At 40.5% G+C, this 9,058-nt stretch carries 10 protein-coding genes and 1 pseudogene; all 11 read left to right on the top strand.

From position 1 onward, the window contains the following. Positions 1-395: 395 nt before the first annotated feature. Entirely contained in the window at positions 396-836 is a 441-nt protein-coding gene (locus tag T501_RS18910; protein ID WP_026509225.1) for a hypothetical protein, read from the top strand. 40 nt (positions 837-876) lie between these two features. Beyond that, the gene (locus tag T501_RS18905; RefSeq protein WP_026509226.1) at positions 877-1,182 is read left to right on the top strand and encodes a hypothetical protein; all 306 of its coding nucleotides are present in this window, start codon (positions 877-879) and stop codon (positions 1,180-1,182) included. A 66-nt stretch (positions 1,183-1,248) separates the two neighbouring features. Continuing rightward, complete coding sequence (locus T501_RS18900) at positions 1,249-1,596, top strand: type II toxin-antitoxin system RelE/ParE family toxin (RefSeq protein WP_026509227.1); 348 nt, start codon at positions 1,249-1,251, stop codon at positions 1,594-1,596. Then, positions 1,593-1,937 (top strand): helix-turn-helix domain-containing protein, encoded by a 345-nt coding sequence (locus T501_RS18895; protein ID WP_026509228.1) that lies wholly within the window; start codon positions 1,593-1,595, stop codon positions 1,935-1,937. The genes T501_RS18900 and T501_RS18895 overlap by 4 nt, the downstream gene beginning before the upstream one ends. 81 nt (positions 1,938-2,018) lie before the next feature. Continuing rightward, the gene (locus T501_RS18890) at positions 2,019-2,417 is read left to right on the top strand and encodes a TipAS antibiotic-recognition domain-containing protein (protein ID WP_242845579.1); all 399 of its coding nucleotides are present in this window, start codon (positions 2,019-2,021) and stop codon (positions 2,415-2,417) included. A gap of 443 nt (positions 2,418-2,860) precedes the next feature. Beyond that, positions 2,861-3,856, top strand: a complete 996-nt coding sequence (locus tag T501_RS18885) for an HNH endonuclease (protein ID WP_044917016.1) — start codon at positions 2,861-2,863, stop codon at positions 3,854-3,856. A 36-nt stretch (positions 3,857-3,892) separates the two neighbouring features. Next, positions 3,893-5,059 (top strand): DEAD/DEAH box helicase family protein, encoded by a 1,167-nt coding sequence (locus tag T501_RS18880; protein ID WP_050008415.1) that lies wholly within the window; start codon positions 3,893-3,895, stop codon positions 5,057-5,059. Between the two features lie 2 nt (positions 5,060-5,061). After that, positions 5,062-5,457: pseudogene (locus tag T501_RS22795) on the top strand ((deoxy)nucleoside triphosphate pyrophosphohydrolase); the annotation flags it as partial. Next, positions 5,455-6,048 (top strand): class I SAM-dependent methyltransferase, encoded by a 594-nt coding sequence (locus tag T501_RS22790; protein ID WP_044917019.1) that lies wholly within the window; start codon positions 5,455-5,457, stop codon positions 6,046-6,048. The pseudogene T501_RS22795 and the gene T501_RS22790, both read left to right, overlap by 3 nt. A gap of 11 nt (positions 6,049-6,059) precedes the next feature. Beyond that, positions 6,060-8,336, top strand: coding sequence for a DNA helicase RecQ (recQ, locus tag T501_RS18865; protein ID WP_044917014.1), 2,277 nt, complete (start codon positions 6,060-6,062; stop codon positions 8,334-8,336). 10 nt (positions 8,337-8,346) lie between these two features. Further along, on the top strand, positions 8,347-8,715 hold the full coding sequence (locus tag T501_RS18860) for an NUDIX domain-containing protein (RefSeq protein WP_044917013.1): 369 nt from the start codon (positions 8,347-8,349) through the stop codon (positions 8,713-8,715). Positions 8,716-9,058 lie beyond the last annotated feature (343 nt).

Raw genomic sequence — 9,058 nt, 5'->3', positions numbered from 1 at the left:
CTCTCCCAGTGGGAATAAGTGAAGGGGTAAATAATCCTTTCGTCGGACATTGAAAACTGAATAGTCATTCATCAGGTACAGTCCTGTACTGTGGAGCCGCAAGGGTACGCCTTGAGCGAGATAGCCCCTCTGGAATGCCGGTAGCACCGGCATGGCGAAGATAAGTACAGGGATAATGAGACTTCCGCTTAGCCACAACTAAACGTAATGGGAGCGGCCCGGCGAGACCCGCGAGGAGGAGAGAACCTATGCTCCTTCAACCATGAGCAGTTACTACCAGGCAGAGGTTAACCACAACATGTACGGCACATGATCGTTATATTGACAACATTGTACAACACTCATATAATTTAACTGTAAGTGAACATAAAACAACACTCATAGAGGGAAAAGATATGCCAAGAGTTAATTTAGCAATCACACAGGAATTATATGATCAGATTGAGAAAGCAGCCAAGAAGGAGAACGTAACCGTCAACTACTACATCTGCGATATGTTGGAGGAGAAGTTCGGCAAAAGAACTGTCTACGACTATACACTTGCCATCAACAACATGATCGCTGAGGCCAAAACAATGAAAGCAGAATTCGTCCTGGCAGATCTTCCGACTTTCGCAGGTGTAAACGATGTTCTTATTGAATACGACATAAAAGAGTCACCGGCCCAGGTCAGGTCCCGTCTTGGCAAGATGTTTACAGAAGCAGTCAAGAAAGGGAATGCCAAAGGCATCGAGAGGGCTGTGATTGAAAGAAACGGTGTAGAAGAGTTTAAATCTGCTTCAAGAGCTGCTGTCTACTGTAACAAACTGTATAAACAAAAGAAAAACAGCAAGTGAGTGACCTGAGCTTTAGCCACTCTACGCTGGAGGAGGGGCTATGTTCATATTAAAGATTTTGATGAAGTTGGTGTTGTTCCCACTGGTTCTGATACTTTTCTTTCTGAGAATCTGGGTAGAACTACTATACAAAATTGGAGAGGTTGCATTCGGACTGTTCTGCATAGTAATGCTGGTTATATTTGCTGTTAATGTTTGGGTAATGTTCAAATGGCAGATGTGGGAGCCACTTGTAATTGATATTGGGATTGCTTTTGTAATATATCTGGGGGCACTAGGTACAACCGGAATAGTAATGGCATTTCAGGCGCTTACTGATAAGCTTATGGAGTTATTAGTATCATGATTTAAAAATGAGAGTTGTTGACACCCTATCAGATAGGGTATATTATTAATGGTAGTAGGAGAATATATGACAAGAACATTTATTCAGACGACAGAGTTCTCTCGGAAGTGGGATGAATTAGGATTTGATGATGACGATCTTTGGTTGATGGAGCAGGATATCCTGAAGGATCCCAAGAAATATCCTGTTATGAAAGGTACTGGCAAGCTACGAAAAGCTAGAATAGCTTTCGAAGGTAGAGGGAAAAGTGGAAGTGCCAGGGTGTGCTATGTTGATTTTGTTGTAGCAGAGACAATTTATCTGATTACTGTCTATGGCAAGAAAGAAAAAGATAATCTATCTAAAGAGGAAAGAAATAATATCAAGAAGGCAATAGGTATTCTTGAAAAGAGCCTCGGAGGTGGCAAGAAATGAATGATAGTGTTTATGAAAGCATTATGACAGGCCTTAATGAAGCTATTGAAGATGCAACCAGTAAAAAGCCAATACTAAAGAGACAAAAAGTTACTGTGGAACCTGTAAAAGTGTATGAAGCAGAAGATGTAAAAAGAATTAGAAATACTACAGGAATGTCACAAAAAACCTTTGCAAGTTATATGGGAGTATCAGATAAAACGGTTGAAGCATGGGAATCTGGTACTAATCATCCATCTGGAGCTGCTAGCAGAATACTAAATATGATGGAGATTGACAAGGATTTGGTGATTAAGTTTCCTTTTGTTAGTAATGTGCAAGATAAAAAGGCTCTTCAGTGAAAATGATTACTAAAGCCATTTGGATTCAGGTTGACATGCTTCTAAATGGTTTTTGTAATATTCTGGCAAAATTTTAGGAAATTGAATTTTTCAGCATTTGATACAAGTAAGCTTGATGAATACGCTAAAAAGGCTAAAGAACAGTGGGGAGATACTCCTGCTTATAAAGAATATGCCGAAAAAAGCAAGAACTGGACAAAGGAATATGAGAGCGGCCTGAAGGCTGACTTTACTAAGCTTTTTGAAGAGTTTGGTACTATGAAGGGAATGGATCCGGCATCCGAAGAGGTCCAGGCTCAGGTAAAGAAAGTACAGGATTTCATTACGGAGCATATGTACACATGCACTGATGATATTCTTTATGGCCTTGGAACAGGCTATGTAGGAGGCGGAGAGTTGACCCAGAATATTGAAAAGATGGGCGGTGAAGGAACTTCAGAGTTTATCTTCCAGGCAATTAAGATCTATTGCGGAAAATGATCACTACAAAACACGATTTTGAAGTCATCTGGCGGATAAAACTGTCAGATGGCTTTTTTTATTATTTGAAAACGGATATAGTAGAAGATATATATCTGAAAATTGTTGGAGGCGTAGAAGATATATTTCAGTAGGATCATTGAATATTTGAGCTGCATTGTTTTATAGATAGTATATTTAAGATGTTTGGTGGGGATTGGTGGATTACTTATTTTTTGCTAAAAAAGATTGCAATCGCATGTTTGGCATTTCATATGCTGCTGTTTCGATTGGAACTAAAGAAACCATTTCCGCGAATACCATATAAACAGGAAGATTTGTATGATCTGCTGTTTGGGGAGTGAGCACTGAGTTGGTAATACTTATTTAATTATTTTCTGCTCATGGGCGATATATAATAGATTTAGTTTACAAATTTAGAAATAGATTGCGATGGTAGAGATATGGCAGCAGGATACTTGTTAAAAGAAGCAGAGTACGAAGACAGGCCACTTTCAGATGATGAGATGTGGTCTGCCTTTGCATACCTTTTTTCAAGTAAATCCGTAAATGATACAAGTTATAAATTTGGATTTCTGAAGTCCATTCTGGACAATTTATATAATACTGATAGTAAGTTGGTACTTAATTTTGATCAGCTCTTTTCCAAGTTTGCAGAGATTTATTGGAACCTGGTTTTGAAGCATCATATCAGACAGAAGAAGCCTGGTAAGCTGAATCGCCGGTCTGAGCTTGAGAATGCACTTTTATATGGCAAGGAGAAATATGACATTCTTGAAGATATTCCCTTTGAGAGTTTATCCGAAGATATGCGTATTGATATCTGTCATAAGGTCAAAATGAAGTGTAAAGAAAATGTAGTTGGTGCATTGTATGCAGATCTTGGTGGGCTGTTTTATTCATTTTCCAAGAAGGGCGAGTGGATCAGGATTAATCCAAGGATGTACGAGTTCGTTTGTAAGCACAAGGTGGCTATAGAGAAGCTTAACTATTATGAATGGGCGAAGTTTCTTGAGAGAGTTAATGAGGATAGCGCTGTAGATCATCTTCTTAGCAAAATTGATGAGAGCACCCTCCGCACCCGTAGTAGTCTTGCGTACTACAGGGATATTCTATTCCAAGAATTCGAAAATAAATGCTTCTATTGTGGCAAGCCTGTCACGAAACATAGCGTAGAGGTGGATCATTTTATTCCGTGGTCGTTTATAAAAGATGATCAGATTTGGAACTTTGTCCTGGCTTGTCCTGAGTGTAATAACAAGAAAAGAGATAAGCTAGCCCAGGTTGATTTCCTTACTAAGATATCTGAGCGGAATGAGATCATGATTGAGCGGGATCAGAGTAATAAGGAATCAGCAAGGCGTATAAAAATGATTTACACTTGGGCTCAGAAAAATGGCTATAACGAAATTTGGACGCCCAAGAAAATGAATGTTTAATGTAAATGTCAGAAAACTGACTTGAGGAATATATATATGTTGGAACCAGGATTATACGAACAGGTCATTAATAAACAGATACAGTCAGAGCTTACAGGATCTTCAGATGATCTAAAGCGAGTTGAGAAGATTGATGGAGCTGAAGCATCAGAGATCCTTTCTAAGTATGTTTCGGAAGTTCTTCATAAGGCTCTGGATCGTATTTCTGATGATGAAAATCTTGAGGCGAAGATTGATCTGGTTAATAAGGTCGTTGGTCTGATATCAGAAGAAAATGATTTAAATGATCTGAAGGAATTGGCAGTAGCTGATAGTGCTGAGCAGCTGCTGGCGCTGCTTTCAGAAAATGATCCTATGTACAAAATTGGTCAGCGTAAGGCCAAGGATATAGTGCGTCCAGAAACATCAGTTGCGCAGAGTAGCCTGTTTACCGGGGCTGTTCATGAACCGCAGATGTATTCTGAGCTTCGGAAGGAAATGGAAACTGCGGATAGAATCGATATGTTGGTTTCCTTTATAAAATGGAGCGGTTTGCGGCTTTTGTTCAAAGAATTAAAAGATTTTGTGGACCGTGGTGGCCAGCTTCGGATAATCACAACTTCTTATATGGGCGCTACGGATGTTAAAGCTATTGAAGAGCTTAGCAAGCTTCCTGGCACTGAAGTGCGCATATCCTATGATACTAAGCGAACCAGGCTTCATGCTAAGGCATATATTTTTTATAGAAAGACAGGCTTTACTACTGCATATGTAGGTTCATCCAACATGTCTAACGTAGCTATGTCCAGCGGTCTGGAGTGGAATATTAAAGTGACTACAAAGGATATGGCTTCGACAATACAGAAGATAGAGGCTACGTTTGACAGCTATTGGAATTCTACGACTTTTGAAAAATATACCCATGATAGCTATGACAAATTGAAAAAGGCGTTACGAGCGGAGAGGCATGGGGAAAAGACAGAGGGTTATGGCTTTATCGTAGACATCAATCCATATCCGTACCAGCAGGAAATATTAGATAGGCTCGATGCCGAGAGAAAAATAAGGGGCAGAAATAAGAATCTTGTAGTGGCTGCCACAGGTACAGGAAAAACGCTTATAGCAGCTTTTGACTACAGGAGATTTTGCAAGAGAAATCCAGAGAAACAGAATAAACTCCTTTTTGTAGTGCACAGGGAAGAAAGCAAACTGGAAGTAGGATGATTATGAAAACTGTTAACGTAGTCGCAGCAATAATCTGCGATGATTACAAGAGAAAAACTAAGATATTCGCAACCCAGCGTGGTTATGGTGATTATAAGGATGGCTGGGAATTTCCCGGAGGAAAGATTGAAGAAGGGGAAACGCCTGAAGAAGCACTCGTAAGGGAGATTAGAGAAGAGCTTGGTGCGGAGATCGAGGTTCATGATCTGATAGATGTTATTGATTATGATTATGAGACTTTTCACCTACATATGAATTGCTATTGGGCAACTGTTGCAGAAGGTAAGCTCCAACTTTTGGAGCATGAAGCAGAGAAGTGGCTAGAGGTTAATGATCTTAGAAGTGTGGACTGGCTTCCAGCAGATTTGGCACTTCTTCCGAAGATTGCTGAAGCGATGGTTGATAAGACCGTTGAGTATTATGACATGAATGCGGACTCATTCTTTGCCGGAAGTGTTAACGCAGATATGTCATATGAGAGGGACAGGTTCATCGCACTCCTTCCTGAGCATGGCCATGTTTTGGATGCAGGTTGTGGAAGTGGACGAGACAGTAAGGCATTTCTGGAGGCAGGCTTTTCTGTAACAGCTTTTGATGCTTCTGAAGAAATGAGGAAGAGAGCTTCTGAATATCTGGGACAGGAAGTTCTGGATATGAGGTTTGAGGATATCGATTTTCATAATGAGTTTGATGGAGTCTGGGCATGCGCTTCGCTTCTACATGTGCCGGGGGATCAGCTACCGGAGACGATGAAGAAGCTGAATACTTCCCTTAAGAGTGGCGGTGTTATATATGCTTCTTTCAAATATGGCGATGGCACTAAGATGCGTGGAGATCGCAGATTTAGCGATTTTGATGAGAAAAGTATAGTTCCGTTGTTTGAGAATGCAGGATTTGAGATTGTTTACAATGAGGTTGGTACAGATAATAGACCCGGTAGAGAAGATGAGATGTGGGTCAATGCTATAGGTAAGAAGAAACTCATCTAAAAAGAGGCGATATGACAGAATTTGGAAATACTGCACTGGCAAATCTAAAGCAATACTTTGGTTATGATTCGTTTAAAACTGGCCAGGGCAAAATTATAAATACAATATTAGATGAGAAAAGGGATGTGCTGGCAATAATGCCGACCGGTGCAGGTAAGTCCATCTGCTATCAGATTCCGGCTATAATGCTGCCAGGCATCACAATTGTTATTTCACCGCTTATTTCACTGATGCAGGATCAAGTAAAATCTCTGAATGCAGCGGGAATACATGCTGCTTATATCAATTCATCCCTCTCTGATTCTCAGATAACAAAGGCACTTGAAATGGCCAAGGCGGGAACATACAAGATTATTTATGTTGCTCCTGAACGTCTGGATAACTGGGAGTTTACTTCTTTTGCGGACAGTGCTGAGATATCAATGGTAACAGTTGATGAGGCACACTGTATATCCCAGTGGGGACAGGATTTTAGACCGAGCTATCTGAACATAGTGAAATTTGTAGAGAGGCTTTCAAAACGACCCATTGTCAGTGCATTTACTGCAACTGCTACGGAAGAGGTTAAACGTGACATTGAATGTGTATTAAAACTCCGTGATCCCGGTGTTTTTGTTACAGGGTTTGACAGAGAGAATCTGTATTTTTCTGTTGAGCATATAAAGAATAAGGATGACTATATAAGAAAATATGTCAAAGATCATAGTAACGAGAGCGGAATAATTTACTGTGCAACCAGGAAGAATGTTGATGCGGTTTTTGAAATGCTGACTCTTGAAGGTGTTCCTGTTGCCAGGTATCATGCCGGTCTTGATAATGAATACAGAAAAGACAGTCAGAATGATTTTATATTTGATCGGAAACCAGTTATAGTTGCAACCAATGCTTTTGGCATGGGTATAGATAAATCTAATGTCCGGTACGTAATTCACTACAATATGCCTCAGAGCATGGAGAACTACTACCAGGAAGCAGGAAGAGCTGGACGCGATGGTGAGAATTCACAGTGCATTCTGCTGTTTTCGGCCCAGGATATTATGATCAATAAGTTCCTTCTGGAAAAAAAGGATTTCAGCGAGGTGGATCCTGAGGATGAAGATCTCATCAGACAGCGGGATATTAAGCGCCTTAAGGTAATGGAAGGCTACTGTAGGACAACCGGGTGTCTGAGGAATTATATACTTGAATACTTTGGCGAAGAAGTAAGCACTCCATGCGATAACTGCGGGAACTGCCATCGTGAATATAAAGAGATTGATATGACTGATGCTGCTAAACAGGTCATCAACTGTGTATATGAGACCAAAGGCAGATACGGGATGAATATTGTTCTTGGTACGCTTGTGGGTGCAAACAGAGCAAGGCTTCGTGAGCTTGGGACTGATAACTATAAGACATATGGTGCCCTTAAAGATCACAGTGAAGCAGATATACGTCTTTTAATGAATCAGATGATCATGGACGGATATATAATTCAGACTGATGATAGATACAGTGTGGTGAAACTTGGGAATATAGCAGCATTGAAGGAACCAGATGCGAAAGTGCTACTTCGGACTTATGAAGAAAAAGAAGTTAGTCCCAGGGCAGGAAAGTCCAAGACGAGAAGTACGGATTCACTTACCAAAGCAGGATATGAACTGTTTGAGGCACTCAGGGTACTCAGGATGGAAATTGCAAGAAGGGAAGGAATGCCGCCTTATATTGTTTTCAGTGATAAGACTCTGATTGATATGTGTGCCAAACTTCCTTCAAACGAGCAGGAAATGCTGGGAGTTTCCGGAGTTGGGACCAACAAATTTGATAAATACGGTAAAGAATTCTTGGAAAAAATAGCTGAGTTCATGAGTGTAAATCCGGATGCTGTTATCAGCATGCCAGTCTCTGGTGATAAGGACGATAATGAGTCCTCGTATAGCAGAGGTACTACAAAGAAGAAAAAAGTCGATTTTTATCTCCCCAAGGAAGATATAGAGAAGTTTGAATATAAGGATCTTTATTACATAACCGAGATCAAGGATGAACTGAACCGCATATGCTCCGCTGATGATGTAAAGAAGATAGTGGGGACGAGAATCTGGGATGTGTTGGCAGAAAAAGGTCTGGTGGGTGAGAAGTTTCTTGGTGGTATTAGCCAGAAATATCCAACAGCAGAAGGCAAGGAGCTGGGAATTGTCTCTGTGGACAGGGAGAGCATGAAGGGTAATCATTATACCGTTTTGATGTATCCGCCTTCAGTACAGAAAATGATTGTTGAATACTATGCTAATATTAATAACGAAGGCTGAGCAAGAATATATGGAATATATTGAGATTTTTACAAGAGAAGGTAAGCCCACTGGGAAGATAATCGAAAAACATGAAAAGAAACAGCCCGGAGATTATATAAAGCACGTTCTTATCATTATGAAAACAAGTGACAGCCCTGCACCGGGAAATGGCGAGGGAAAGTACGTTGTGCAGCAGAGATCTCTTCGGGCAAGATACTATCCAGGCAAATGGGATATGACAGGCGGCGGAGTACGTTCCGGTGAAACACCAAAAGAGGCAGCAGTCAGAGAGTTATCAGAAGAGCTTGGAATAAAAGTATCGCCTGACGATCTGGAACTTGCATCTGAATATATCAAGGACTGGGATGATGGGACCGGACTTTTGGCATCTATTTAGTACCATAAAAGTGTAGTTGTTAGAGAGTAATTAACTCTGACATCTGCACTTATTTTTTTATAATAAGGGGAGTAATTGGTCTGACGTGGCTCTATTTGGATCAGCGCATCCGTCATAAAAACCGTTAGCCAACCCCTTATTATAAGCATTCGCTTAAGCAGGTAGGGAGAAACACCCGCGTAACCAACTAAACTGAATGGTAATAAGTGTGGCTGGAGCAATTACTATTTACAGTTGGAGGAGGTTCAGAATGATTAGTGTTGGAATTGATGTATCAAAAGGAAAAAGCACTGTCTGCATACTTAAGCCATATGGGGAAATTGTATGCAACCCTTTTGAAATG

Source organism: Butyrivibrio sp. WCE2006, from assembly GCF_000701985.1.
In the GTDB taxonomy this organism is placed as follows: Bacteria; Bacillota; Clostridia; order Lachnospirales; family Lachnospiraceae; genus Butyrivibrio.
Note: the sequence above shows the minus strand (reverse complement) of the source record. Positions and strands in the feature narration are given on the sequence as shown.

What these genes read in the sequence shown, in the direction of transcription:
- T501_RS18895 (WP_026509228.1), top strand. Translation starts at nt 1,593, where the DNA reads ATGAATGATAGTGTTTATGAAAGCATTATGACAGGCCTTAATGAAGCT.
- T501_RS18885 (WP_044917016.1), top strand. Translation starts at nt 2,861, where the DNA reads ATGGCAGCAGGATACTTGTTAAAAGAAGCAGAGTACGAAGACAGGCCA.
- T501_RS22790 (WP_044917019.1), top strand. Translation starts at nt 5,455, where the DNA reads ATGGTTGATAAGACCGTTGAGTATTATGACATGAATGCGGACTCATTC.
- T501_RS18880 (WP_050008415.1), top strand. Translation starts at nt 3,893, where the DNA reads ATGTTGGAACCAGGATTATACGAACAGGTCATTAATAAACAGATACAG.
- T501_RS18860 (WP_044917013.1), top strand. Translation starts at nt 8,347, where the DNA reads ATGGAATATATTGAGATTTTTACAAGAGAAGGTAAGCCCACTGGGAAG.
- T501_RS18900 (WP_026509227.1), top strand. Translation starts at nt 1,249, where the DNA reads ATGACAAGAACATTTATTCAGACGACAGAGTTCTCTCGGAAGTGGGAT.
- recQ (WP_044917014.1), top strand. Translation starts at nt 6,060, where the DNA reads ATGACAGAATTTGGAAATACTGCACTGGCAAATCTAAAGCAATACTTT.
- T501_RS18910 (WP_026509225.1), top strand. Translation starts at nt 396, where the DNA reads ATGCCAAGAGTTAATTTAGCAATCACACAGGAATTATATGATCAGATT.
- T501_RS18905 (WP_026509226.1), top strand. Translation starts at nt 877, where the DNA reads ATGTTCATATTAAAGATTTTGATGAAGTTGGTGTTGTTCCCACTGGTT.